The organism is Prauserella cavernicola, from assembly GCF_016595675.1.
Lineage (GTDB): Bacteria > Actinomycetota > Actinomycetes > Mycobacteriales > Pseudonocardiaceae > Prauserella_A > Prauserella_A cavernicola.
The window spans coordinates 345,880-369,832 of sequence record NZ_JAENJH010000005.1 but is presented as its reverse complement, the minus strand read 5'-3'; the positions used below and the strand labels follow the sequence as shown (position 1 = coordinate 369,832).

The window sequence follows — 23,953 nt, the reverse complement described above, 5'->3', positions numbered from 1 at the left end:
TGCGACAGTAGATGGGCTGGGCGGGCTTTCCACCTGGAGGTGCGGATGCCGGACGCGCAGCTGGGCGACGGTCGGCGACGGGTGCCGCGGGTCAAGCTGACCGTGCCGGAGGCACCGCCGCTGCTGGTCTCCCGGCCCCGGTTGCTGATGCTGCTGAGCCACGCGGGCGACACCGTGGCCACGCTCGTCTGCGCGCCCGCGGGCTCCGGCAAGACCTACCTGCTCGCGGATTGGGCGCGCCGCACCGGAGTCGGTGTGACGGCGTGGGTCTCGCTCGACGCCGACGACAACGAGGACCGCAGGTTCTGGACCGCGGTGCTGGAGTCGCTCGCCCGCTGCCCCGCGGTGCCCGCCGACAGCTCGTTGCGGTCGCTGTCGGCGCCGTTGCGCCCGAGCGCCGATCCCGGGTTCCTCGCCGAGGTGCTGAACGCGCTCGACGAGCTGCCGGTGCCGGTGTGGCTGGTGCTCGACGACGTGCACGAGGTGACCGATCCGCAGCCGTTGCGCGGGCTGGCCACGTTGTTGCGACACCCTCCGGCCGGCCTGCGGCTGGTGCTCGCGAGCCGGTACGACCCGCCATTGCCGCTGGCGCGGCTGCGCCTGCAGGACCAGCTCACCGAGATCAGGGCGCACGAGCTGCGGTTCTCACTCGACGAGGCCCGCGCGCTGCTGGAGTCGGCCGACGTCGACCTGAGCGCCGCGCAGCGGCGGCGGCTCGTCGAGCAGACCGAGGGCTGGGCGGCGGGCCTGCGGCTGGCGGCGACGTCGTTGAGCCGGGCCGAGGACCCTGACCGGTTCCTCGCCGGGTTCGCGGAGAACGACCGCGCGATGGCCGAGTACCTCGTGGACGAGGTGCTGTCGCACCTGCCGGGTGACCTGCGCGAGTTCCTGCGCACCATCAGCGTCTGCGACCGCGTGACGGTGGGGCTGGCCGGCGCGTTGTCCGGCCGGTCCGACGCTGGTGCGCTGCTCGAGCACCTCGATCGTCAGCTCGCACTCGCGGTCCGGGTCGGCTCCGATCGGCGCTGGTACCGGCTGCACACACTCGTGCGCACGCACCTGCTGGGCGATCTGCGCAGGCGGAGCCCGGCGCTGGCGCAGGAGCTGCACGGCATCGCGGCGGACTGGTTCGAGGGCAACGGCGCCCCCGTGCTCGCGCTGGCCCACGCCACCAGGGCACACGGCGAGGCGAGGATTCTGGCGCTGCTGCGCCGGGATGCGGTCGGCCTCGCACTGGCGGGCGAGCACGAGGCGCTGCGCAGGGCACTGGCCGCGCTCGGTGAGCGCACGGTCGTCCGGCGCGGCCCTGCCTCACTGGTCTCCGCCTTGCTGGAGCTGGAAAAGGGCGACCTCGCCGCGGCGCGGAGCTATGACACCGAGCCGGACCGCGACCCCGGGCTGGAGCCGTTGCGCGCGCTCGTGCGCTCGCGGCGGGCGCAGCTCTCCGGTGACGCCGAGGCCCTCGCGCGCGCGGACGACCACCTCGATCCCGGCAGGGAGCCAGAACTCGCCGCGTTCGCGTCGTCGCACCAGGGAGCCGTGCTGCTCGCGCGAGGCCGCACGGACGAGGCGCGGGCGCATGTGCGAACCGCGCTCGAGCAGGCGCGGGAGGCGGGCCAGGACTACGTGGTGACGCAGTGCCTCACCCAACTCGCCGCGATCGCGGCCACGGGCGGCGACTACCGCGCGATGGACCGCTTCGCCGCGGAGGCCGACGGCCGCACCGTCGCGCGCCGGTGGGAGGAGACCGTGCCGGGCGTGACGGCCTGTGTGCTGCTCGCCTACGGCGCCCTGCTGCGCGCCGATCCCCGCGACTGCGTGCACCACGCGGGCAGGGCCGAACAGCTGGTGGCGACCCGCTCCGTCGCGGGGGAGACGAGTCCGTGTGGGCTCGCGGAGACGCTGCTGGGCGCGGGTGAGTTCGAACTCGGCGAGCGCGCGGGCGGTCTGCGCAGGATGGGCGCGGCCCGGCTCGCGGCGCCAGCCGGGGCGCTGCCGGCCGAGCGGGTCGCGTTGTGCGCGGTGCTGGAGCAGCGCGCCGCGCTGTTGCTCGGCTGGACCGAGGCCGCGCGCGACGTGGTGCTGTGGTGCCAGGAACCACTCGCCGGGCACGGGGAGCTCGCACTGCTGCGCGCCAGGGCCCAGCTCGCGCTCGGCAGGCACGACGCGGCCACACAGCTGCTGCGTCCGCTGGTGGAGGAGCGGGTGGCGCTGGCGCTGCCGTGGTCGGGTGTCGAGGCCAGGGTCGTCGAGGCCGGGATCGCGCTGCACGCGGGCGAACCGGTTCGCGCGCGCAAGGCGCTGGAGCGCGCGCTCGCGCTGGCCGAGTCGCTCGGCGTGGGGTTCCCGCTCGTGTCGGCGGGGCCCGACGTGGTGGAGCTGCTGACCCGCCTGCTGGGCAGGCTCGGTGCCGCGCAGGGGTTCGCGGAGCACGTGCTCGCCACCCGCAGGGCGCTGCGCACCGCGCCGGTGTCGGCTCCGCTCACGGAGCGCGAGCGCAGTGTGCTGCGGCTGTTGCCGACGCTGCGGTCGTTCGACGAGATCGCCGAGGACCTCACGGTCTCGCCCAACACTGTCAAGACCCACGTGCGGGCCATCTACACCAAGCTCGGGGTGCGCAGGCGTCGCGACGCGGTCGCCGTCGCCGTGGAGCGCGGACTGCTGGAGGTCGCTGGGGATCCATTGTGGATGGTTGACCCGAACGGCGGTTAGCACGTGGCCAGCGACCCGGTGAGGCGTTCGGCCCTACGCGCTAGGGACCGACGCCACTGGAGTTTTCCCGTCCCCTGCCTAGGCTTTTGTGCGTGGAGCCGAACAGCCACGACGGAGCACCGAGGCCTTGGTGGTTGTCCCGGGCCAAGTTCGACGTCCCCGCGTTGCCGCGCGACTTCGTTCAGCGGATCGCGCTGCGCGAGCGAATCGGCCGCACCCCGGTGACGACGGTGTGCGCGCCCGCCGGGTACGGCAAGACGCTGCTGCTCGCCGACTGGGCGCGGGCGGGCGACCAGTCGCGCACGGCCTGGGTCTCGCTCGATGACGACGACAACGATCCCGACCGGTTCTTCTCCGCCGTGCTGAGCGCGCTGTCGCAGTGTGCCGCCGTGCCGCCGGACAGCGCGTTGCGAACGCTGCGCCCCCGACGTGGTGACGACGCGGCGAGCTTCGTCGCCGACGTGGTCGACGCGCTCGACGCGCTGCCCCGCGAGGTGTGCCTCGTCCTCGACGACGTCCACGAGCTCACCGGGGTCGCCACCCTGCACGGGCTGGCCACGCTCGTCCGGCATCAGCCGGCGACGTTGTCGCTCGTGCTCGCCGGGCGCAGGGACCCGCCACTGCCGCTCGCACGGCTGCGGGTGCAGGGCCGCCTCACCGACCTCACCGCGGCCGAGCTGCGCTTCGGCGCAGACGAGGCGGATGCGCTGTTGCGCGCGGCCGGTGTCGTGCTCGACGACGAGCAGCTCGCCGGGCTCGTCGAGCAGACCGATGGCTGGGTCGCCGGCCTGCGGCTCGCGGCCAGGTCGCTGCCGGCCGCGCCCGACCGGGAGGCCTTTCTCGCCGGGTTCGTCGTCGAGGACAGGGCCGTCGCCGACTACCTCGGCGGCGAGGTGCTCGACGGGCTCGCCGCCGACGTGCGGGACTTCCTGCGCGCCATCAGCGTCTGCGACACGGTGACGCCACCGCTGGCCGGCGCGCTGTCGCGGCGCAGTGACGCGGGAATGCTGCTCGACGAGCTCGCAGACAACGACGCGCTCGTGACGGCCGCGCCCTCGCCCCAGCCGTGGTACCGGGTCCACCCGCTGCTGCGGGAACACCTGCGGGCGGGGCTGCGGCGGCAGGCGCCGGAGGAGGTCGTGGCGCTGCACACCACCGCCGCGCTCTGGTACGCCTCGCACGCGAGCCCGCACGAGGCACTCGAGCACGCCGGCCGCACCGAGGACGGCGAGATCGTGGCGGACATGCTCCGCGTGCAGGCGGTGGAGCTGTTGTTGCGGGGGGACCTGGCGGCGGTGTTCGACGGGCTCGCCGCCGCCGGGGCCCCGCGGGTGCGAGGCGACGCGTGGCTCAGCCTCGTCGCCGCGCTCGCGCACGTGGAGGCGGGGGAGCTGGACGCGGCCGAGTCGGCGCTGGCCGACAGCGAGGCGGCGTGGCCGGCCGACGCCGGTGCCGAGCTGGGCGCGTTGTGGCGCCTCGTGCTCGCCACCCACGCGCTCGTCTGCGGCCGTCCTCCTGGCCCGGTGGACCAGGAGGAGCTACCCGTCTCCTCCGCGCTGCCGTGGGCCGGGCTCGTGAAGGGCGGCGGCCTGCTGTTCGAGGGCGAGACCATCGCCGCGCGCCGGGAACTGTCGGCCGCGCTGCGGGCGTCGCGCGAACGCGGCCTGAGCTACCTCGCCACGCACTGCCTCACCGCGCTCGGCGCGGCCGCGGCGCTGGACGGCGACTACCCGGCGATGCGGCAGTGGTGCGCCGAAGCGGTCGCGATCGCCGCCGAGCACGACTGGCGCGGCACGCCGCTGCTCGCGCCAGCGCACCTGATGCTCGGCTTCGCGGCGCTGCTCGCGGCGGAGCCCGCCGCGGCGTTGGGGCACGCGGGCGTGGCCGCCGCCGCAGTGGGCGAGGTGCCACAGGCGAGGCTGCGGCACCTCACCGGAGCACTGCGGGGCGCGGCCCTGTCCGACGAGGGCCACCACACCGAGGGACTGCGGGGGCTGCGCGGCGCGCGAGGCGAGCTCGGCGACGTGACGCTGCCGCCGCAGGCCGCCGCGCTGACGACGCTGCTGGAGTACCGCGCCGCCATGACGCTCGGCCACGAGCCGCCCGACGTCGGCACGTGGCTGCGGTCGCGCACCGCGGCGCCAGGGGAGTGCGCGCTGCTGGCGGCGTGGGCGCACGCCGCGCGCGGTGAGCCCGACGCGGCCAGGCGCGCGGCGCGCGAGGCGGCGACGGCGCCCTCGGTGCTGAGCGGGCTCACCGCGGTCGAGGCGCTGGTGCTGGAGACCGAGCTCGCGCTGCGCGCGGGCGAGCGCACTCGGGCGCGGCGCTGCCTCGGCGACGCGCTCACGCTCGCGGAACGGCAGGCACTGATCCGGCCGTTCGCGTTGGCCGACGCCTCGGTGCGCCAGCTGCTCGCCGACCAGCTGGGCGGCTTCGCCCACGCGGAGCCGTTCGCCGAACGCGTGCACCGCGCGCTCGCCGAACTCGAGAGCGCGCACGCCGAGGGACTGCTCACCGGACGGGAGCACGTCGTGCTCGCGCGACTCGGTACGCACCAGTCGCTGTCCGAGGTCGCCAGCGGGCTCTCGGTCTCGGTGAACACCGTGAAGACCCACGTCCGCGCGATCTACGGCAAGCTCGGCGTCAACAACCGGCGCGCCGCCGTGGTGGCGGCCCGCGAGCGCGGCCTCACCTGAGGCGCGCGACGTCGGCGGCCAGCCGGAATCCGATGTTGCCCGCGCTCGTGGCCGGCGTGCACGCGCTGCGCGCCGCGCACCGGTATCCGCGGCAGTAGGACGGGTGGCACAGGTAGGAACCGCCCCGTAGTGCCCGTTTGCCCGGCCGTGTCGCGCCGAACCGGTTCACGCACCACTCCCACACGTTGCCCGCCATGTTGTGCAGCCCGTGGCCGTTGGCGGGAAAGGCGGTGACCGGCGCGGTGCCGACGAAGCCGTCGGCCCCGGTGTCGTGCCGCGGAAACCGGCCCTGGAAGACGTTCATGCGGTGTTCGCCGCCGGGCGTGAGCTCGTCGCCCCACGGGTAGCGCGCGCCGTGCAGGCCGCCCCGCGCCGCGTACTCCCACTCCACCTCGCTGGGCAGCCTGCCCCCGGCCCACCGGCAGTAGGCGCGGGCGTCGAGCCAGGACACGTGCACCACGGGATGGATGCCCCTGGTGGCCAGCGTGGAGCCTGGCCCCTCGGGACGGTGCCAGGTGGCGCCCGGCACCCGCCGCCACCACGGCGCGCCGGGATAGGGCTCGGTCGGCGGATGGCCCGGCGGCAGCATGCTCTCGAAGACGAACGACCAGCCGTCGCGCTCCGCGGTCGTGAGGTATCCGGTCTCGGCCACGAACACGGCGAACTCGTCGTTGCACACCGCTCTCGGCGAGATCCGGAACGACGGCACCCGCTTGATCCTCGGCGGATCGTGCTGCTCGCCGGGAAACCGCTCGGCCGAGCCCATCGTGAACGAGGCCTCCCGCAGCAGCCGCAACTCGTCCGCGGCGCGTACCTCGAGCTGCTGGGTCATGCCCGGATGGTGACGCGGCCGCGCACGCGCCGCCCTCACCCACCCGAGATGGGTTCGCCGTCCTCACCGTGCCCGTCGGTGTCGTCGTTGTCGTGCCCGTTCTTGTCGGTGTGCGCCCGGCGCTGCACGGCGAGCTGCACGGCGCTCAGCACGATCTTCGCCACCAGGCCCAGCGCGATCAGGCCCACCACCATCTGGCCGGTCGTGATCAGCCTGGCGGTTTCGCTGACGGGCACGATGTCGCCGAAGCCGACCGTCGCGAACACCGTCACCGTGAAGTACAGGGAATCGCTGCGCGTCAGCGGCTCGTCGAAGTTCGCGGAATCGGCGTTGGACATCACCGTGTAGGCGGCCGCGAACAGCAACAGCAGCAGGACGAGCCCCACCAGCATGGTCTCGACCCCGCGGAGTCGCGGCATGTCGGAGTCCAGGATGGCCCGAACCTGGACGGCGAACATCAGCGCGACCGCGCCGAGTGCAGCGACGAAGCCGATCCACGTGCCCACGTCCGGCGTCGTGTCGAGCGGAGCGAGGTAGTACGCGGTCATGAGCAGCGCCACCGCCACGATCGACCGCGCCAGTCCCAGCGCGATCCGGCGGATTCGAGCGACCGCCTCCGGCCGACGTTGCTTCATCGGCTGCTCCGTGGCTTCGGCCTGGCACGCGTACCGGGTGCGGCGCCCGATCGCTGCGCCGCACCCGGCACCCCCTCCCCGCAACGCCGCTCCGGCCCTCCACCTCGCACCGGGCGGCACCGACACGCAAACATCGCGGCACCGCACGGGTCGTCACCCGCCCGGGGTGATCCGGGTGCGCCGGCGGGCTCACCCCCGCCGGGCGATGGCTCGCCGGTGCGGCGGAGCGACGGTGGAGCGATGGCGGGGACGCGGTACGAGTTCCGGGTCGAGGGCAGGCTCTCCGAGGAGGGCAGGAGCGCCTTTCCGGGGATGCGGATCTCGGAGGAACCGCCGCAGACGATCATCGACGGCGACGTCGTGGACGACGCGCAGCTGCACGGAATCCTCGCCCAGCTACAAGCACTGGGCGTCATGGTGGTCTCGGCGCGCCCCGTACCCGGCTGACGCGCCAACCGCGGTGAAGGGCACCTTTACTGCGTTCAACGCAGTAAAGGTGCCCTTCACCGCAGTGTGTCGGGCAACCTCTGGGGGCTTCAGACTCCGACCTTGTCGCGTTCCAGCTCCCTGCCGTGCACGACGATCGCGTAGATCACCACGACGTCGATGGCGATGACCACGGTCGACCAGACCGGGTAGGCCGCGATGAAGGCGAGGTTCAGCACCGCGCTGCCCACGGCGAGCACCACACCGACGACACGGGCCAGGCGGTTGCCCGTCATCAGCCCGAGCCCGGTGAGCACGGCCACCACGCCGACGCCGAGGTGCACCCAGCCCCAGGTGTTGTAGTTGACGTCCACGACGAGGCCGTTGGAACCGACCAGGTAGTACCCGTCGTCGAAGAGCGCCACGAGACCCTCGATCGCCTGGAAGAATCCGACCAGGACCAGCATGACTCCGGCGAAGATGACCCAGCCGGTCCAGCCGCTCCAGCCGGTGGTGTAGCTGTCGCGGGTGGCGTCCCGTGCGGAGTGCGAATATTCGGCCATGGCCTTCTCCTTCTGCTGAGGCGGCCGGCTTGCACTCTCATCGTCACGCCGGCGCCCGGCCACACCTCATCCGTGAAGGATGAACGTCGCCCGCGCCGGGTGATGCCCTCCTGTCTCGCGGGCCAGGACAGTGCTGTGGCGGGCCCGGTACGCGACGGGCCGATGGACTTCGAGGAGGCAGGGAAATGGGCACCTTCACGGTGTGGAAGTTCGACTCGGCCGACGGGGCCGCCGACGCGCTGGCGAAACTGGAGCGGCTGCAGAAGGAGCAGCTGATCCAGATCAACGACGCGGCCTACGTCTACTGGCCAGAGGGTCAGAAGAAGCCGAAGACGAAACAGCTCCACCACCTCGCCGGGATGGGGGCGCTCGGCGGAAGCTTCTGGGGCCTGCTGTTCGGGCTGCTCTTCTTCGTGCCGCTGCTCGGACTGGCCGTCGGCGCGGCCGTGGGCGCGGCGACCGGCGCGATGACCGATGTCGGCATCGACGACGACTTCATCCGAGAGGTGCGCGAGAACGTCACGCCGGGCACCTCGGCGCTGTTCCTGATGTCGTCGCAGGCGGTGGTGGACAAGGTGCTGGAGGAGTTCAAGGGCAGCGGCGCCACGCTGATCTCGACGAACCTGTCCAGCGAGCAGGAGGTTCGGCTGCGCGAGGCGTTCTCGGAGACCGAGGTCGTGTAGCTCCGCGCGAGGTACCTGAGGGCCACCCCGGCCGGGGTGGCCCTCAGCGCGCGGCGACCTCCATCGGATGGTGGTGCAGGAACCCCGCCACGACCGCCGCGACGCGGGCGGGATCGCGGAGCTGCAGCAGGTGGTTGAGTCCCGGCAGCACGGCGACCTCCAGCTGCGGCAGCCGTGCGGCGAGCAGGTCCCTGCCCTCGGCGAAGACGGGGCTGCTCTGCGTGCCGAGCACGTGCAGCACCGGCTGCGACAGCTCCGCCGGCAGCGCCCACGACGCCAGCTGCGGCAGGTCGGACTCGAACAGGCCGGCCGCGTCGCGCTCGGCCTGTTTCGGCCCGCCCGGCACGGCGCGGTGGAACTCGGCGCGCCAGTCGACGCCCCACACGGCGGTGAGGTAGGCGTGCACGGCGCCGCCGGGATCTCCGTCGCGGTACAGCTGCGCGACGGGAGCCAGCCCGCGCAGCAGCTGCGGCCCGCTCGGCACCGCGGCCAGCGTCGGCTCGAGCAGGGTGAGGCTGTGCACGAGGTTCGGCTCGTCGGCGGCCAGCTGCAGCGCGACGAGGGCTCCGAAGGACTTGCCCACCACGTGTGCGCGGTCCACACCCGCCTTGGTGAGCACCGCGGCGCAGTCGGCGGCGTGCTGCTCCACGGAGACCGGACCGGTGTAGCCGGCGTAGCCGTATCCCCTGCGGCGGTAGGAGATCAGCCGGAACCGCTCGAGCGCCGGTTCGTGCAGCAGGGGCAGGAACTCGTCGGCCGCACCGCCGCCGTGCACGAACACGACTGGTTCGCCGTTGCCATGCCGGGTGATGTCGAAGTCCATAACCGACAGTCTTGTCCTCGGGTGAGCGCGTGGAAAAGTACGACGCGACAGGGGTTTTTCAGTGCGCGTCCTCACGGGGCGGCGGTGTAGTCCAATTCCGCGTACCGGCCCCCTGATCTCTCCCCTGATCGTGTGATCGCAGAGGGTCTTGATTTCGATACCCTCTGTGAGGTCCTTGATCGTTCGGCTGTGGAGGCCTTTCGTGCGTTTTTCCTTTCGTGCTCCCGTTTTCGTCGTCTGCGCGGCGCTGGCCGGTCTGCTGGTGGCAGGCCCCTCGGCCAGCGCGGCGGAACCGGATCCCGCTCCGGCGCTCGTGCACGCGTCCGGGCAGAACGCCTGCAAGCTCAACGTCAGATCCGGCCCCGACGTCTCCTCGACGGCCCTGATCACGCTCACCTGCGCCAACTACACGACGTGCGCGCACGCGTCGAAGGACCAGCCCTGTGGCCCCTACGTCGAGGGCGGCGTCTACAGCTGTGTCGGCGCGAACGGCGCGCAGGTGACCGACAACCGCTGGGCCGAGGTGGCGTGGCGCGCTCCGCAGCGTTCCTACGTGGCGGTGTCCTGCGCCGCTTTCCGGTTGTAGCGCGCGTAGTGCGTGCTAGCGTGGATCTCGGCCGTGTGGTTCACGGTCCCGGACGAGCGCGTCGTACCCGGTCATGCCAAGACGACGCAGTGATGTAGCTGTCAACGCATTACTGCGAAAGGATCGTCATGGCGTGGGTCGCGCTCATTGTGTCCGGCTTGTTCGAAACCGTGTGGGCGGCGGCGCTCAGCGCGTCGCGCGGGCTGTCCAAGCTCGTGCCCAGCATCGTGTTTCTCGTTGCTCTCGTCATCAGCATGGCCGGTCTCGGCTACGCGCTGCGCACGGTGCCCGTCGGCACGGGCTACGCGGTGTGGGTCGGCATCGGTGCGATCGGCACGGCCATCTACGGCATGGTGGCGATGGGTGATCCCGTCTCCACGGCCCGGATCACGTGTCTCGTGCTGATCGTCGCCGGTGTCGCCGGGTTGAAGTTCCTCCACTGACCCTCGCGGTCAGGGGTACTCAGAGGCCGAGGTGCAGGCGCAAGGCGTCGTCGAGCGCCTGCACCAGCCTCGGGTTGAGGCGGCCGAGCTTCGCGCCGAGCCGCTGCACGGCGATGGAGCGCACCTGTTCGGCCTGTGCCTTGGAGTCGTGGTCGAGTCCGGCTTCGCCCTCGGGCAGCAGCAACTGGAACGGGTACACGCGCGCCGTGTTGGACGTGACCGGCACGACGGTGACGACCCCGCGGCGCAGCCGCTCGGCGGTGGCGTTGGCCCCGTCGTTGCTCACGATCACCACGGGCCTGCGTTTGTTGGTCTCCGCGCCGCGCGCAGGGTCGAGGTCGGCGAGGTAGATGTCTCCCCTGCGCATCAACGCGACAGGCCGTCGGCGGTGGCGGGTTCCCAGACCGAGGCCTCGCCGGTCTGCTCCCATTCGTCCCACGCGTCGGCGTAGGCGTCGCCGAGCTGGGCCGCGCGGAGCAGGTCGACGGCCCGGTGCAGTGCGGCCGACCGGGAGCCGATGGCGTGCTCGCGCGCGTAGTCGTCGAGGAACTCCACGTCCTCGGAGGGCAGGCTCACACTCATCTTCATACTTCGATGCTACCCGGGGTGGGAACGTGGTGGCAAAGGTCGGAGCCCAGCGGCGCCGGTTAGCCGCTCGCGCGCTGGGGTAGCCGCGAGAATGGCTCGCGATCACGAACCACTGGACCTCGGCGAGACGGAGCTCTCCGCGCAGGACGAGCGCGCGGTCCGCCGGGAGCATGACCTGGACCGGCCCGAGGTCTTCGACGAGCGCAACGACGTCGAGCACAGGGCCGACACCCGTGCCGAGCTGCTGCCCGAGGAGGAAGCGGCGGGCAGTGCCGACCCGGAGGCGCAGGCGCGCGAGGTGCTGCGGGACTCCGACCTGCGCACCGAGGTGCCCGAGTCGGCGCCCGACTCGTTCATCGAGCGGCGCACCGCGGAGCAATCGACCTGAGCTGCGAGTGCGCTCAGGCCGCCACGTGGGCGTCGTAGTCGTCGTTGACCGACACGACCCTGCGCCCCGCGGCGTCCAGCAGCGACGCGGCGATCGCCGCGCGATAGCCGGACTTGCAGTGCACCCACACCTCGCCGTCGGGCACCTCGGCCATGCGCTCGAGCAGTTCGTGCAGCGGGATGTGCACGGCGTGGTGGAGGTGGCCCTCGGCCCACTCCGACCCGCGACGCACGTCCAGCACGACCACAGGGCGGTGGTGGCGCACCTGCGCGAGGTCGGCGAACGACGCGGTGGGGAAGGAGCGCAGCTCCGGCGCCCAGTCGCGCACGTCGCCCGCGGCGGCCGCGGCCAGCCGGTCGATGCCGATCCGCACCAGCTCGCGCTGCGCCTCCGCCACCTGCTCGGGGGAGTCGCCCAGCAGCGTCAGCGGGCTGCCCCACGGCAGCAGCCAGCCGAGGTAGGTCGCGAAGCCGCCGTCGATGCCGAAGTTCAGCGTCCCGGCGACGTGACCGGCCGCGAACGCGGTGCGGTGGCGCAGGTCCACCACCCACTCGCCCGCGTCGATCCGCTTGCGCAGCTCAGCCGGCTCGGCCTGCTCCGGCGGGCTCAGGTCGGGAGCGCCGGGGCCCGCGATGTTGGCCGCTCCCATGTGCGCGTAGTAGGCGGGGTAGACGTCGAGGCCGGCGACCAGGCTGGTCACATAGGATTCCTGGTCCTCGGTCAGTGCCGGGTTGATCCGCTTCTCCCTGCCGATCGTGGACTCCTCACCCGAGGTCGGCGTCGCCGAGCAGAAGCTGCCGAAGCCGTGGGTGGGAAAGACCCGGGTCTCGTCGGGCAGCTCCGTGGCCAGCCGGCGCGCGGAGGAGTACTGCGCGTGCACGAGCTCACCGGTGTGGGCGGGGCCGAGCAGGTCGGGGCGTCCGGTGGAGCCGAACAGCAGCGAGCCGCCCGTGAACACCGCGGGCACCTCGCCGGGGGAGTCCAGGACGTAGGCCAGGTGGGTGAACGTGTGGCCGGGGGTGGCCAGCGCGCGCACGCGCAGCGCCTGGCTCACCTCCACGACGTCACCGTCGTCGATCGGCTCCCGCTCGAAGGACACCGGGTCGGCCGCGTTCACGTGGTAGGCGGCCCCCGTGAGCCTGGCCAGCGCGAAGCCGCCGGTCACGTAGTCGTTGTGGATGTGGGTCTCGAAGACGTGGGTCAGGCGCACACCCCGGTCCTCGAGTAGTGCGAGCATCCGGTCGATGTCGCGCTGCGGGTCGACGGCGAAGGCGACCTCGCCGTCGTGCACCAGGTAACTGCGGTCGCCCAGAGTCGGCGTGTCGACAGCCACGATCTCCATGTCCAGCTCCCTCCCACATCCACTTTCTAGACCGAGCCGCGTCGCGACGCCAGGGTGTTCGAAAACTTCAGCGCATTCTCCACGGGAGGGCGCTGTATCGGGGCAACCGGCAACGGTCTCACCGGCGAGCGAGAGATCGCGGCGTCCCCAGGATGTCTACTGTGGATGATCGATCGGGGCGAGAGCGGGACCGTGCCCGCGCACCCCTCCGGCGCCGGCCGAGCCGGGCGGAGAGGCGGCGGCGGGTCGTGGTCGAGAGCTAGTTCTTCCTGGCCACGCAGAGGATCGACTGGCCGAACGGCACCTTGACCTTGGACTCGAGTGCCTTGGTCACCGGCACCACGAAGCGGTCGTAGGCGGCCACGAGCTTGGGGTTCGGCGCGCCCGCTCCGCCCTTGCGCACCGCGGCCCACCAGGCGAACGCACCGAGGAAGTTCACGGGCCGGGCCACCTCGACCGTGAGCCCGGCCTGCTCGGCGGCGGCGGTGACGGTCGTGGGCGTGTACCGGCGGAAGTGGCCGACCTTGCGGTCGAACTCGCCGTACAGCTGCTGGTAGCCGGGTACGAACAGGACGATGTCGCCACCGTCGGTGACCGACTTCGCCAGGCACCGCAACGCATCCACGTCGTCCTCGATGTGCTCCAGCACGTTGATCGCGACCAGCGTCTCCACCGGCTGCTCCAGCACGGCGGCACCGTCGATGTCGAACTGCTGGACCTCGACCTCGGGGCGGTCGGCGAAGCGCTGCTTCATGCCCTGGACCGCCTCGGGGTCCACATCCGTCACGACGTAGCGGTCGAGACCTGTGAAGCCGTCCGCGAACTCACCGATGCCCGCACCGACCTCGAGCAGTGACCGGCCGCAGTGCGGTCGGATCAGTTCGCGCTGGTAGGCGAGGTAACGCGGCTTGCCGTTGTCGCTTTCCAGGCTCCTGCCGGTCGCGGCGTTGAATGCGCCCTGTCCCTGCTCGTCGTGTGTCACGCGGCCTCCAGTCGGCGTGCGAGCCCTCAGCAACGCAGCGGGCGAGGTGACTGCCGCGAAACCGTGGCGGTGCAGCAATAACGACCAGGCCCCGCGAAACAGGGCGATTTATCGATTTAGCGCGAAATTTCCGTCAGCCTAAACGACTCTGCGATCGAGCGAAAGGCAGGTGAGTGATCTCCGGCGTGTCACCGGCGTGATCGACTCGATGCATCACTGTAACCGGTGGGGTCCCCGGCGCTCCTACTGGTGCACCGCCCACTGGTGAGACCAGTCACGGAGAGTCCATCGCGACGTGGTGACGGGACAAGGGTTCTCCCGGCGCCCCAGCGCTCGGCCCGGCCCCGGACGACCGGCGCGCCGTGGAACGAATGGTTCCGCCAGCGCGCGGCCACCTGCTGGCCGGCGCCACCGAGCGCGCCGCGAGAACGAAAACGGCCCCCACCGCGCGAGTGGGGGCCGTTCCGGGCTAGGGGTCGATGCGCACGGTCGCCTCTCGGCGAAAGGCGCGTCACGGCTCCAGCCGAACGGTATTCCGTGACGGCAATTAGTAATGCGGCCCGGGGGACACGGTGCGCATCGACCATCCTGTTCAACACCGGCACCGCGGCCGATGTTCCCGTGGCTCGGTGAACTCTCTCACCGGCCGTTATGCGGCGCGTGGCTGACCTGCCGCGCGGTTCCGGCGCACGAGATCGCGACGCTCGCGCTCACTCGTGCCACCGAAGATCCCGAAGTCCAGACCGCCGTCCAGTGCGTACTGCAGGCACTGCGCCCGCACCGGACAGCTCGCGCAGATCGCTGTCGCGCGCGCGGTCTGCTGTGCGCCCGGTCCCATGTCGGTGACCGGGAAGAACAGTTCTGGATCCTCGTCACGGCAGGCGGCACGCTCCGACCACGCGATGTCGAGCATGGCTGTGCCGCCCTCCTTTTCTTACGGGGATTTCCTGCCTCGGTTCGGGCAGGCCACGGAGTCAACACCTGCCCGCCGGGGACTATTCCGTTGTGCGGCGACGGGGGACAGGGACGCGCATCAGGTCCTCCGCCACCACGATTTCGCCGCCGTATACCTCGGCGGCCTCGGCGTGAAACCTCGCCGGGTCCCGATATCGCTGGGAGAAGTGCGTCAGCACCAGCGTGCGGACGCCGCACTCGGCGGCCACCCTGGCCGCCTGCGCCGCCGTGAGGTGGCCGTGCTCGTGGGCCAGCGCCTCGTCCTCGGACAGGAACGTCGACTCGATCACGAGCAGGTCGGCGTCCTGCGCGAGCGCGAAGACGCCGTCACAGAGCCTGGTGTCCATGACGAACGCGACCCGCTGCCCCGGCCTCGGCACGCTCACCTCGGCTAGCGAGACACCGCGCAGCGAGCCCGCCCGCCGCAACTCGCCCACGTCCGGCCCGCTGATGCCGTGTGCCGCGAGCAGCCCGGGCACCATGCTCCGGTCGTCGGGCTCCACGAGCTGGTAGCCGAACGCCTCCACCGGGTGGTCGAGCCTGCGGACCCGGAGCTCGCCGAACGGGCCGGTCGCGAGCGTGCCCTCGGCCTCGATGGGCTCCTCGATCAGCTCGGCCACCTCGTGGAACACGCTCGCGTGGCGCAGCTTCGCGAAGTAGTGCGCGCCCGAAGCCGGATAGTGCGCCCGCACGGGCCTCGAGACGGCGTCGAGCGAGAGCCGCTGCACGATGCCGGGCACGCCGAGGCAGTGATCGCCGTGGAAGTGCGTCAGGCAGATCCGGCTGATCGCGCTCGCGGGCACCCCCGCGAACAGCAGTTGCCGCTGGGTGCCCTCGCCGGGGTCGAACAGCAGCCCCTCGGAGTCCCAGCGCAACAGGTAGCCGTTGTGGTTGCGCGTGCGGGACGGGGCCTGGCTTCCGGTGCCCAGCACCACGAGCTCGCGAACCGACACGGACGAACTCTAGGCCCGCTCACCCTGGCCACGCATGCCGAGGGAGCACATACTGGTCCCGTGTCGGCGTCTACATCGGACTGGATCCTGCACGTCGATCTCGACCAGTTCATCGCGGCGGTCGAGGTGGCGCGGCACCCCGAGCTGCGCGGCAAACCGGTGATCGTCGGCGGCGAGGGCGATCCGGGCAAACGAGCCGTCGTGGCGACGGCGTCCTACGAGGCCCGCGAGTTCGGAGTGCACTCCGGCATGCCACTGCGCACGGCGGCCAAGCGCTGCCCCGACGCGGTGTTCCTGCCCTCGGACCCACCCGCCTACGAGGCGGTCTCGGAGCGGGTCATGACCGCGTTGCGCGAGCTGCCCGTCGTCGTCGAGGTGATGGGCTGGGACGAGGCGTTCCTCGGGGTGAGCGCCGACGACCCCGAGGCCTTCGCCGCCGGGGTCCGGCGGACCGTGCTGGAGGAGACCGGGCTGTCGTGCTCGGTCGGCATCGGCGACAACAAGGCGCGCGCCAAGATCGCCACCGGCTTCGCCAAACCGGCCGGGATCTACCGGCTCACCGCGGCGAACTGGGTCCAGGTGATGGCCCACCGTCCGCCCGACGCGCTGTGGGGCGTCGGCGGCAAGACCGTGAAGAAGCTCGCGGAGCTCGGCATCACGACGGTCGGTGGGCTCGCCGCGGCCGATCCCGCCGAGCTCGCCGCCCGCTTCGGGCCCACGATGGGCCCCTACTTCCGGGTTCTCGCGCACGGCGCCGGCGATCGCGAGGTCACCGCGACGCCGTATGTCCACCGCTCGCGCAGCAGGGAGACCACGTTCCAGCGCAACCTCAGTGACCGCGCCGAGATGGAGCAGCGGGTGCGCGAACTGGCCCACCGGGTCGCCGACGACGTGGTGGCCGAGGGACGGCCCGCGGTGCGCGTGGCGGTCAAGGTGCGGTTCGCGCCGTTCACCACGCAAACCCGAAGCGCTACCCTGGAGCGTCCGACCAGCGACGCCGTGGAGCTCGAGCGCGCCGCACTGACCGTGCTGAATCGCTTCGAACTGGCACGTGAGGTCCGGTTGCTCGGCGTCAGGGCCGACTTCGACCGCACGTGAACCTGGTCACCTCGGACCGCCGCGCACACCGGTGGTCGGCGAGGCACGTGCGGAAATGTCGGGAAGGGCGGATACCGTGCACTACGGTTGTTCGCTGGTCGCGCCGCACTTCGTCCGGCACGCACCGGCGCTTCGAGATCTGGGAGAGAGCACCCTGTGACAGCTTCTGCTGAGACCCTCTACGGGGCCGACGACCTGACCCACCTTGAGGGGCTGGAAGCGGTTCGGAAGCGGCCCGGCATGTACATCGGGTCCACCGACAGCCGCGGCGTCAACCATCTCTTCTCGGAGATCGTCGACAACTCCACCGACGAGGGCGTCGCGGGGCACGCGAGCAAGGTCGTGGTCACCCTGCACCCGGACGGCTCCGTCGAGGTGGAGGACGACGGCAGGGGCATCCCCACCGGCGTGCACGCCAAGTCCGGGCTCTCCGGTGTCGAGCTCGTGCTCACGCGCCTGCACGCGGGCGGCAAGTTCGGCGGCTCCGGCTACAAGGCCTCGGGCGGCCTGCACGGTGTCGGCGCCTCCGCCGTCAACGCGCTCTCGCTGCGCCTCGACGTCACCGTGAAGCACGCGGGCAAGGTGCACGAGGTGTCCTTCGCGCGCGGCGTCGCGGGCACGTTCGACGGCCAGGGCCCGAAGGCCAAGTTCACCCCGCAGTCCGGATTGCGGCTTGTGCGCAAGATGAAGCGCGCCGAGTCCACCGGCACCACGATCCGCTACTGGTACGACGCGCGCTACTTCGAGACCGGCGCCGCCCTGGACGTCGAGTCGGTGCGCACGAAGCTGCGCAACACGGCGTTCCTCGTGCCCGGCGTCACCTACGTGCTGCGCACCGCCACCGACGGTGCCATCAACGAGGAGACGTTCCACCACCCGAGCGGGCTCACCGACATGGTCGAGTTCCTCGCTCCCGCCGGGGACAAGGCCGTCTGCGGCATGCTCGTCATCAACGGTGAAGGCGTTTACAAGGAGAACGCCGCCGACGAGAACGGCGTGATGAAGTCCAATGTGGAACGTCATGCCGAGGTGGAGATCGCGCTCCGCTGGGGAACCGGCTACGAGCGCACCGTCGAGTGCTTTACCAACACCATCCGCAACCTCCACGGCGGCACCCACCGCAAGGGCTTCGACCGCGCGCTCGTGAAGTCGTTCCAGGAGACCATCGCCAAGACGCGCGGGCTGCTCAAGGCCAAGGAGGACCCGCCGACGCTCGACGACGTGCTCGAGGGCATGACCGCCGTGGTCCACGTGCGCATCCCCGAGCCGCAGTTCACGTCGCAGACCAAGGACGAACTGTCCACGGCGGGCATCACCAAGGTCCTGCAGGGCATCGTCGAACGTGACATCAAGGCGTGGGCCGAGAACCGCAAGACCAAGGCCGAGGCCAAGACGGTGCTGCAGAAGATCGTCGACGCCTCGCGCGTGCGGCTCGCGCAGAAGCAGCAGAAGGACGCGGCCAGGCGCAAGACCGCGCTCGAGGGTGCCGCGATGCCGCCGAAGCTCGTCGACTGCCGCACCACCGGCGTCTCCCGCAGCGAGCTGTTCCTCGTGGAGGGCGACAGCGCGCTCGGCTCCGCGCGGCAGGCCCGTGTCTCCGAGTACCAGGCGCTGCTCCCGCTGCGCGGCAAGATCCTCAACGTGCAGAAGGCCGGGCTCGGCGACGCGCTCAAGAACGCCGAGATCTCGTCCATCGTCCAGGTGCTCGGCGCGGGCACCGGGCGCACCTTCGACCTCTCGACCATGCGCTACGGCCGCGTGATCCTGATGGCCGACGCCGACGTCGACGGCTCGCACATCCGCACGCTGCTGATCACGTTGTTCGCGCGGTACATGCGGCCGGTGATCGAGGACGGCAGGCTCTACGCCGCGATGCCGCCGCTGCACAAGGTGGTCACCAAGGGCCGCAACGAGGAGACGCACTACACCTTCACCGAGCGCGAGATGCTGACGAAGGTCGCGCAGCTGGAGACGTCGGGCAAGACGGTCAAGAAGCCCGTTCCCCGGTTCAAGGGCCTCGGCGAGATGAACGCCGACGAGCTCTGGGACACCACGATGAACCCCACGACGCGCTCCGTGCGCCGCATCACCCTCGACGACGTCGACGCGGCCGAGTCCGCGCTCGAGCTGCTGATGGGCGAGAAGGTGGAACCCCGGCGCAACTGGCTCATCTCGTCGGCCGCCCGCGTGGACCAGGCCGCGATCGACATCTAGGGATAGGTAACAAGCGATGGCACGCCGCAAAGGCACGATCACCCGCGTCGATCCGGCCGCGTTCGACCAGGCGGGCGCGAACGTCTACGACAACTCCGTCAAGACCGAGATCGAGGACTCCTATCTGGAGTACGCCTACTCGGTCATCCACTCGCGCGCGCTGCCCGACGCGCGCGACGGACTCAAGCCCGTCCACCGCCGGATCCTGTTCTCCATGAACGAGAACGGCTACCGGCCCACCCACGCGTACGTGAAGAGCTCGCGCGTGGTCGGCGACGTGATGGGCCGCTACCACCCGCACGGCGACACCGCGATCTACGACGCGATGGTGCGCCTGGCGCAGGACTTCTCGATGAACGTGCCGCTCATCGACGGGCACGGCAACTTCGGCTCGCCCGACGACGGCCCCGCCGCCTCGCGCTACACCGAGGCGCGCATGTCGCCCGAGGCGATGCTGCTCACCGGCGAACTCGGCGAGGAGACGGTCGACTTCCGGCTCAACTACGACGGCTCGCTCGAGGAGCCGTCCGTGCTGCCGGCTGCGTTCCCGAACCTGCTGGTCAACGGCACCTCAGGCATCGCCGTCGGCATGGCGACCAACATGATCCCGCACAACCTGAGCGAGGTCATCGCCGCCGCGCGCTGGCTGATCAACCACCCCAACGCCTCGCTCGACAAGCTCATGGAGTTCGTGCCGGGCCCCGACCTGCCCACCGGCGGGATGCTGCTCGGCCTCGACGAGGTGCGCAAGGCGTACGAGACCGGCCGCGGCATCGTGCGCATGCGCGCGAAGGTCGAGACGGGCCCGATCGAGGGCAGCAGGCGGCAGGGCATCACCGTCACCGAACTGCCCTACGGCGTCGGCCCCGAGAAGGTGATCGAGAAGATCACCGAGGAGGTCAACAAGTCCAAGCGCCTCAGTGGGATCGCCGACGTCAAGGACCTCACCGACCGCGAGAACGGCACGCGACTGGTGATCGAGTGCAAGGTGGGCGTCAACCCGCAGGCGCTGCTGGCCGACCTGTACCGGCTCACGCCGCTGGAGCAGTCGTTCGGCATCAACAACCTCGTGCTCGTCGACGGCCAGCCGCAGACGCTGGGGCTCAAGCAGCTGCTCGACGTGTTCCTGGCACACCGCTACGAGGTCGTCACGCGGCGCACGCGCTACCGCAAGCGCAAGCGTGAGGAGCGGCTGCACCTGGTGGAGGGCCTGCTGAAGGCCCTGCTCGACATCGACAAGGTCATCCGGCTGATCCGCCAGAGCGACAACGCGCAGGCCGCCAAGGAAGGCCTGATGAAGCGGTTCGAGCTCTCCGACATCCAGGCGACCTACATCCTCGACACGCCCCTGCGCAGGCTCACCAAGTACGACAAGATCGACCTGGAGACCGAGCAGGACAAGCTGCTCGAGGAGATCGCCGAGCTGGCCAAGATCCTCGACGACGAGTCGGTGCTGAAGAAGGTCGTCTCGCAGGAGCTCGCCAGGATCGCCAAGGACTTCCCGGTGGAGCGGCGCACGTCGCTCATCGACGGTGACCTCAAGGAGGTGCTCGCCGCCTCGAAGCCGGCCGGCCCGCTGGAGGTGGCCGACGACCCGTGCCAGGTGATCCTGTCGGCGACGGGTCTGGTGGCGCGCACGGCGGCCGAGTCGGAGGAAGCCTCCGAGAGCAGGCGGCGCAGCGGTCGCGTCAAGCACGACGCCGTGTCCGCGGTCGTGCACTCCACGGCGCGTGGCCAGGTGCTGCTGGTGACCAGCGCGGGTCGGGCGTTCAAGGTCGACGTCCTGCCGCTGCCGGTACTGCCGGAACAGGTCGGCACGGTGTCGCTGCGCGGCGGGATGGCCGCGCGCGAGCTCGTGCCGCTGGACAAGGGCGAGCGCGTGGTCGGCATCGCGCCGCTGGGGGAGAAGGCGGCCGGTTCGCCGGGCCTCGCGATCGGCACCCGGCGTGGCGTGGTGAAGGTGTGCTCGCCGGAGTGGCCGGTGCGGTCCGACGAGTTCGAGGTGATCGGGCTCAAGGACGGCGACGAGGTGATCGGCGCCGTGTGGCTCACCGACGGCGAGGAGACGCTGGCGTTCCTGTCGTCGGCGGCGTCGCTGCTGCGGTTCGCGGCGTCGCTCGTGCGGCCGCAGGGGCTCAGGAGCGGTGGCATGGCGGGCATCAACCTCAGCGGTGACGCCGAGGTGGTGTTCTTCGGCGCGATCCGGACCGACGACGAGGAACACGGCGAGCCCATGGTCGTGACGGCGACAGGGCAGAGCGTGAAGATGACGCCGTTCGCGGAGTACCCGGCCAAGGGCAGGGCGACGGCGGGTGTGCGGGCACACCGCTTCCTCAAGGGGGAGAACGGTCTCACCGCGGCGTGGATCGGCCCGAGGCCGGCGGCGGCGATGAAGAACGGCGACCCGGTGGAACTGCCCGAGGTGGACGCCCGCCGGGACGGCTCCGGAGCCGCCCACCCGGGCCCGGACGTGGTGGGCCACCAAGTAGAACGAGGCTGAAGCCCCGGCCCGGCGCTCCGCGCCGGGTCCGCGAGTCCCCCGCTCCGGTTCGCGAGTCCCTCGCTCCGGTTCGCGAGTCCCTCGCTCGGGCATGCGAGTTGCCCGTTCCGGCCCGCGAGTCGTGCAATCCTGCTCGCGAGTCGTGCACTCGGAACCGCGAGTCGTGCAGTGCAGGTCGCCGACTTGTGCACTCGGGACCGCGAGCCGACCGCTCGGGGTGTACGAGTCCTCCGCTCCAGCCCGCGGGGGCTGCGACGAGTCCGCAGAATCTTTGAGGACCGGTGCTCCGTGTTCGCCTCAACAACTTCGACCACGATGGGCGGACTCGTCCGCGATCCGGCACCGCACCGAGCCTGAACGCACAGCTCGACGTTCCGAGCGCCTGACTCGCGAACTGGTGCGCACGACTCGCGCCCCTTGGCGCGCAACTCGCGCCCCGGAGTGGGGGACTCGCGCGCTTGGGCGCGCAACTCGCGCGCCTGGGTGGGGGACTCGCGCGCCTGGGTGGGGGACTCGCGCGCCGGAGTGGGGGACTCGCGCGGTTACGCCAGGATTGTGGATTGCCAGGCTTCGTGGTTCGTCCACGATTGCAGGGTCGCGCGGCTTTCGAAGCGGCGCGGTTCGCCCGTGAGCGGGTCCGTGAACTCCAGGACCCGCGCCAGCAGCTGTAGGGGACGGCTGAAGTCGTTCAGCGGCGTCTCCCTGAGCACCGGATAGAACGTGTCACCGAGGATCGGCACGCCCAGCGAGGACATGTGGACCCGCAGCTGGTGCGTGCGCCCCGTCTGCGGGCGCAGCCGGTACCGGCCGAGCCCGTCGCGCTGCTCCGAGAGTTCCACCCACGTCTCCGCGTTGGGCTCTCCCGGCACCTCCTGCGCCGTCAGGATGCCGCGTTCCTTGATGATCCGGCTACGGACCGTGCGCGGCAGCTCCAGGGCGGGGTCGTACGGCGCGATCGCCTCGTACTCCTTGTTCACCCTGCGGTCCCGGAACAGCGTCTGGTACCGCCCGCGCAGCTCGGGCCGCGCCACGAACATCACCAGCCCCGCCGTGACGCGGTCGAGCCGGTGCGCCGGGCTCAGCTCGGGCAGCCGGAGCTCGTGCCGCAGCCGCACCAGCGCGGTCTGCAGTACGTGCTGCCCGCGCGGGATGGTGGCCATGAAGTGCGGTTTGTCCACCACCACGAGGTCGTCGTCGCGATGCACGATGCCGATCTCGAACGGCACCGGCACCTCGTCGGGCAGGTCGCGGTGGAACCAGATGAACGTCCCCGGCACGTACGGCGTGTCCATGCCGATCGGGCCGTCGAGGCCCACGATGCGCTGGTCCCGCAGCATCTCGTCGATCCGGCTCGGCTCCAGCCGGTGCAGCCGCTCGACGAGGTGGTCGCGCACCGTGGCCCAGGTGCCCTCGAGGGGCAGCCTGAGCCGTGCGGCGTCCAGTCCGTGCCGGGGCGGCAGCGGCGAAGCGGGGCGTTTCATCGGCTCCCACTCTAACCGCCGCCGCGGGTGTCACCCTCTGCCTCGGACCATCCACCGGTACTGCTGGCGCACCTCGTTGGGCGAGATCGAACGGTCGAGGAACATGAGGCTGTCGAACCGGCAGTCACACGGATTGCGTTCCAGCGTGTTCTGCGGGAAGCTGCCGCCGATCTTGATACCCGCGGGGTCGGTCGGCGACGTGCGGTCCGGCTCCGGTTCTCCGTCGACACCCCACGGGTCGCCGGGGTCGGTGTAGAAGCCGTCGACGGGTTTTCCGTTGCGGTACAGGGCCATCGTGCCGTCGTCGAAGTCGAACGTGGCCGCGAGGTGCACCCATTCGCCATCCGGCAGCAGCGTCCGCCAGTCCTGCGAGGCCGCGAACGTCTGCGAGCTGCCGTTGTCGTCGCGCCTGCCGAGTGCGACGAGCCGCAGCTCACCGTCCACATCGATCAGTTCGAGCAGCGCGCGGACGCCGTGTCCGTCGGAGTTGCCTGCCAGTATCCCGGCGAGGCCCACCGCGTTGTAGCGGTCGTCGGGATCGGGGGTGGTCGAGTTGGGTTTCGGGTGCTCGCCGGTGACCTTGAACCAGCCCATCACGGTGGTGCCGGTGACCCCGTTGAACGCGTTCAGCGTCGGCACGCCGTCGGCGTCGTACACGCCGGCCTTCCAGTCGTCGTTGCCGTCGACCTCGGGGTCGACCTGCTTGGTCTGCAGGGCCTGGCCGCTGCCGGGGAACGCGCTGTCGCGCACGCGCATCTGCTCGCCCCCGTTGACCAGGTCGAGTTCGGTGCCGGAGAAGCCGCGGTCGCGTTCCTTCGCGGCGTCGCCGCGCACGGGGTGGTCGAAGTCGTAGTAGGCGGCCAGGTTCGGCGCCAGGGTGGGGAAAACGTCCCCGCGACCCGGTTTCCCGGCCTGCGCGACCGGCGTGGCCAGCGTCGTGCAGACGAGCGCGGTCGCGAGTACGCCCAGTGTCCGGATCGCCGGTTTCCGCCTGCGGTCAACGAATCCCTGTGCCATCGACATCTGCTCACCTCGTCGTGATCCGTAGCCTGAA

22 protein-coding genes and 1 riboswitch are annotated in these 23,953 nt (G+C 71.2%); of the genes, 10 read left to right on the top strand and 12 right to left on the bottom strand.

Annotated elements, in window-relative coordinates:
* Nucleotides 1-45: 45 nt before the first annotated feature.
* Nucleotides 46-2,712 carry a winged helix-turn-helix domain-containing protein gene (locus tag JHE00_RS22090; RefSeq protein WP_200321125.1) on the top strand — a complete coding sequence of 889 codons (2,667 nt, stop codon included), beginning with the start codon at nucleotides 46-48 and terminating at the stop codon, nucleotides 2,710-2,712.
* A 92-nt stretch (nucleotides 2,713-2,804) separates the two neighbouring features.
* Entirely contained in the window at nucleotides 2,805-5,408 is a 2,604-nt protein-coding gene (locus tag JHE00_RS22085; protein WP_200321123.1) for a winged helix-turn-helix domain-containing protein, read from the top strand.
* Here the strand turns inward: JHE00_RS22085 and JHE00_RS22080 are convergent.
* Together JHE00_RS22080 and JHE00_RS22075 are read right to left on the bottom strand one after the other, a co-directional pair.
* The gene (locus JHE00_RS22080; RefSeq protein ID WP_200321121.1) at nucleotides 5,401-6,240 is read right to left on the bottom strand and encodes a formylglycine-generating enzyme family protein; all 840 of its coding nucleotides are present in this window, start codon (nucleotides 6,238-6,240) and stop codon (nucleotides 5,401-5,403) included. The two genes, JHE00_RS22085 and JHE00_RS22080, sit on opposite strands and share 8 nt — an antisense overlap.
* Nucleotides 6,241-6,275: 35 nt before the next feature.
* Nucleotides 6,276-6,875, bottom strand: coding sequence for a potassium channel family protein (locus tag JHE00_RS22075; protein WP_200321119.1), 600 nt, complete (start codon nucleotides 6,873-6,875; stop codon nucleotides 6,276-6,278).
* A 240-nt stretch (nucleotides 6,876-7,115) separates the two neighbouring features.
* Here JHE00_RS22075 and JHE00_RS22070 point away from each other — a divergent pair, with 240 nt between their 5' ends.
* Nucleotides 7,116-7,322: a DUF8691 family protein gene (locus JHE00_RS22070; protein ID WP_200321117.1), complete on the top strand. Its 207-nt coding sequence runs from the start codon at nucleotides 7,116-7,118 to the stop codon at nucleotides 7,320-7,322.
* 89 nt (nucleotides 7,323-7,411) lie between these two features.
* Here JHE00_RS22070 and JHE00_RS22065 read toward each other — a convergent pair whose 3' ends face one another.
* The gene (locus JHE00_RS22065; RefSeq protein ID WP_200321115.1) at nucleotides 7,412-7,864 is read right to left on the bottom strand and encodes a DUF7144 family membrane protein; all 453 of its coding nucleotides are present in this window, start codon (nucleotides 7,862-7,864) and stop codon (nucleotides 7,412-7,414) included.
* Between the two features lie 185 nt (nucleotides 7,865-8,049).
* On the opposite strand from JHE00_RS22065, the gene JHE00_RS22060 reads away from it, so the two are divergent.
* Nucleotides 8,050-8,547, top strand: a complete 498-nt coding sequence (locus JHE00_RS22060) for a DUF1269 domain-containing protein (RefSeq protein ID WP_200321112.1) — start codon at nucleotides 8,050-8,052, stop codon at nucleotides 8,545-8,547.
* 43 nt (nucleotides 8,548-8,590) lie between these two features.
* Here JHE00_RS22060 and JHE00_RS22055 read toward each other — a convergent pair whose 3' ends face one another.
* Nucleotides 8,591-9,370: an alpha/beta fold hydrolase gene (locus JHE00_RS22055; protein ID WP_200321110.1), complete on the bottom strand. Its 780-nt coding sequence runs from the start codon at nucleotides 9,368-9,370 to the stop codon at nucleotides 8,591-8,593.
* Nucleotides 9,371-9,572: 202 nt separating this feature from the next.
* On the opposite strand from JHE00_RS22055, the gene JHE00_RS22050 reads away from it, so the two are divergent.
* Nucleotides 9,573-9,956 (top strand): hypothetical protein, encoded by a 384-nt coding sequence (locus JHE00_RS22050; RefSeq protein WP_307832056.1) that lies wholly within the window; start codon nucleotides 9,573-9,575, stop codon nucleotides 9,954-9,956.
* Between the two features lie 26 nt (nucleotides 9,957-9,982).
* A riboswitch (guanidine-III (ykkC-III) riboswitch) is annotated at nucleotides 9,983-10,047 on the top strand.
* 37 nt (nucleotides 10,048-10,084) lie between these two features.
* A complete protein-coding gene (locus JHE00_RS22045) occupies nucleotides 10,085-10,399 on the top strand; it encodes a DMT family transporter (RefSeq protein WP_200321107.1) in 315 nt (104 codons plus the stop codon).
* 19 nt (nucleotides 10,400-10,418) lie between these two features.
* Here JHE00_RS22045 and JHE00_RS22040 read toward each other — a convergent pair whose 3' ends face one another.
* Together JHE00_RS22040 and JHE00_RS22035 are read right to left on the bottom strand one after the other, a co-directional pair.
* Nucleotides 10,419-10,766: a type II toxin-antitoxin system PemK/MazF family toxin gene (locus JHE00_RS22040; RefSeq protein ID WP_307832055.1), complete on the bottom strand. Its 348-nt coding sequence runs from the start codon at nucleotides 10,764-10,766 to the stop codon at nucleotides 10,419-10,421.
* Nucleotides 10,766-10,987: a ribbon-helix-helix domain-containing protein gene (locus tag JHE00_RS22035; protein ID WP_200321103.1), complete on the bottom strand. Its 222-nt coding sequence runs from the start codon at nucleotides 10,985-10,987 to the stop codon at nucleotides 10,766-10,768. The genes JHE00_RS22040 and JHE00_RS22035 overlap by 1 nt, the downstream gene beginning before the upstream one ends.
* A gap of 91 nt (nucleotides 10,988-11,078) precedes the next feature.
* Between JHE00_RS22035 and JHE00_RS22030 the strand changes: the two genes are divergently transcribed.
* Nucleotides 11,079-11,375, top strand: a complete 297-nt coding sequence (locus JHE00_RS22030; RefSeq protein WP_200321101.1) for a hypothetical protein — start codon at nucleotides 11,079-11,081, stop codon at nucleotides 11,373-11,375.
* Nucleotides 11,376-11,388: 13 nt separating this feature from the next.
* Here the strand turns inward: JHE00_RS22030 and JHE00_RS22025 are convergent, their stop codons facing one another.
* From JHE00_RS22025 to JHE00_RS22010, 4 genes are all read right to left on the bottom strand, one after another.
* Complete coding sequence (locus JHE00_RS22025) at nucleotides 11,389-12,717, bottom strand: MBL fold metallo-hydrolase (protein ID WP_200321099.1); 1,329 nt, start codon at nucleotides 12,715-12,717, stop codon at nucleotides 11,389-11,391.
* Between the two features lie 259 nt (nucleotides 12,718-12,976).
* Nucleotides 12,977-13,699 carry a class I SAM-dependent methyltransferase gene (locus tag JHE00_RS22020; RefSeq protein ID WP_200321097.1) on the bottom strand — a complete coding sequence of 241 codons (723 nt, stop codon included), beginning with the start codon at nucleotides 13,697-13,699 and terminating at the stop codon, nucleotides 12,977-12,979.
* A 649-nt stretch (nucleotides 13,700-14,348) separates the two neighbouring features.
* The gene (locus JHE00_RS22015) at nucleotides 14,349-14,612 is read right to left on the bottom strand and encodes a WhiB family transcriptional regulator (protein ID WP_230424697.1); all 264 of its coding nucleotides are present in this window, start codon (nucleotides 14,610-14,612) and stop codon (nucleotides 14,349-14,351) included.
* Between the two features lie 82 nt (nucleotides 14,613-14,694).
* Nucleotides 14,695-15,606 carry a ribonuclease Z gene (locus JHE00_RS22010; RefSeq protein ID WP_200321094.1) on the bottom strand — a complete coding sequence of 304 codons (912 nt, stop codon included), beginning with the start codon at nucleotides 15,604-15,606 and terminating at the stop codon, nucleotides 14,695-14,697.
* 60 nt (nucleotides 15,607-15,666) lie between these two features.
* Here JHE00_RS22010 and JHE00_RS22005 point away from each other — a divergent pair, with 60 nt between their 5' ends.
* The 3 genes from JHE00_RS22005 (at nucleotide 15,667) to JHE00_RS21995 (ending at nucleotide 21,418) form a co-directional block, all read left to right on the top strand.
* Nucleotides 15,667-16,704 carry a DNA polymerase IV gene (locus JHE00_RS22005; protein ID WP_200321092.1) on the top strand — a complete coding sequence of 346 codons (1,038 nt, stop codon included), beginning with the start codon at nucleotides 15,667-15,669 and terminating at the stop codon, nucleotides 16,702-16,704.
* Nucleotides 16,705-16,860: 156 nt separating this feature from the next.
* Entirely contained in the window at nucleotides 16,861-18,918 is a 2,058-nt protein-coding gene (locus JHE00_RS22000; RefSeq protein WP_200321090.1) for a DNA gyrase/topoisomerase IV subunit B, read from the top strand.
* A gap of 16 nt (nucleotides 18,919-18,934) precedes the next feature.
* Nucleotides 18,935-21,418: a DNA gyrase/topoisomerase IV subunit A gene (locus tag JHE00_RS21995; protein WP_200321088.1), complete on the top strand. Its 2,484-nt coding sequence runs from the start codon at nucleotides 18,935-18,937 to the stop codon at nucleotides 21,416-21,418.
* Nucleotides 21,419-21,960: 542 nt separating this feature from the next.
* On the opposite strand, the gene JHE00_RS21990 is transcribed toward JHE00_RS21995, so the two are convergent.
* Complete coding sequence (locus JHE00_RS21990) at nucleotides 21,961-22,899, bottom strand: RluA family pseudouridine synthase (RefSeq protein ID WP_200321086.1); 939 nt, start codon at nucleotides 22,897-22,899, stop codon at nucleotides 21,961-21,963.
* A 30-nt stretch (nucleotides 22,900-22,929) separates the two neighbouring features.
* Nucleotides 22,930-23,922, bottom strand: coding sequence for a LamG-like jellyroll fold domain-containing protein (locus JHE00_RS21985; protein WP_230424696.1), 993 nt, complete (start codon nucleotides 23,920-23,922; stop codon nucleotides 22,930-22,932).
* Nucleotides 23,923-23,953 lie beyond the last annotated feature (31 nt).

Bases quoted from the DNA above. Each gene is read 5' to 3' on its own strand.
- JHE00_RS22090 (WP_200321125.1), top strand. From the start codon at position 46: ATGCCGGACGCGCAGCTGGGCGACGGTCGGCGACGGGTGCCGCGGGTC.
- JHE00_RS22030 (WP_200321101.1), top strand. From the start codon at position 11,079: ATGGCTCGCGATCACGAACCACTGGACCTCGGCGAGACGGAGCTCTCC.
- JHE00_RS21990 (WP_200321086.1), bottom strand. From the start codon at position 22,899: ATGAAACGCCCCGCTTCGCCGCTGCCGCCCCGGCACGGACTGGACGCC.
- JHE00_RS21985 (WP_230424696.1), bottom strand. From the start codon at position 23,922: ATGTCGATGGCACAGGGATTCGTTGACCGCAGGCGGAAACCGGCGATC.
- JHE00_RS22060 (WP_200321112.1), top strand. From the start codon at position 8,050: ATGGGCACCTTCACGGTGTGGAAGTTCGACTCGGCCGACGGGGCCGCC.
- JHE00_RS22015 (WP_230424697.1), bottom strand. From the start codon at position 14,612: ATGCTCGACATCGCGTGGTCGGAGCGTGCCGCCTGCCGTGACGAGGAT.
- JHE00_RS22065 (WP_200321115.1), bottom strand. From the start codon at position 7,864: ATGGCCGAATATTCGCACTCCGCACGGGACGCCACCCGCGACAGCTAC.
- JHE00_RS22075 (WP_200321119.1), bottom strand. From the start codon at position 6,875: ATGAAGCAACGTCGGCCGGAGGCGGTCGCTCGAATCCGCCGGATCGCG.
- JHE00_RS22025 (WP_200321099.1), bottom strand. From the start codon at position 12,717: ATGGAGATCGTGGCTGTCGACACGCCGACTCTGGGCGACCGCAGTTAC.
- JHE00_RS22035 (WP_200321103.1), bottom strand. From the start codon at position 10,987: ATGAAGATGAGTGTGAGCCTGCCCTCCGAGGACGTGGAGTTCCTCGAC.
- JHE00_RS22080 (WP_200321121.1), bottom strand. From the start codon at position 6,240: ATGACCCAGCAGCTCGAGGTACGCGCCGCGGACGAGTTGCGGCTGCTG.
- JHE00_RS22070 (WP_200321117.1), top strand. From the start codon at position 7,116: ATGGCGGGGACGCGGTACGAGTTCCGGGTCGAGGGCAGGCTCTCCGAG.
- JHE00_RS21995 (WP_200321088.1), top strand. From the start codon at position 18,935: ATGGCACGCCGCAAAGGCACGATCACCCGCGTCGATCCGGCCGCGTTC.
- JHE00_RS22055 (WP_200321110.1), bottom strand. From the start codon at position 9,370: ATGGACTTCGACATCACCCGGCATGGCAACGGCGAACCAGTCGTGTTC.
- JHE00_RS22040 (WP_307832055.1), bottom strand. From the start codon at position 10,766: ATGCGCAGGGGAGACATCTACCTCGCCGACCTCGACCCTGCGCGCGGC.
- JHE00_RS22045 (WP_200321107.1), top strand. From the start codon at position 10,085: ATGGCGTGGGTCGCGCTCATTGTGTCCGGCTTGTTCGAAACCGTGTGG.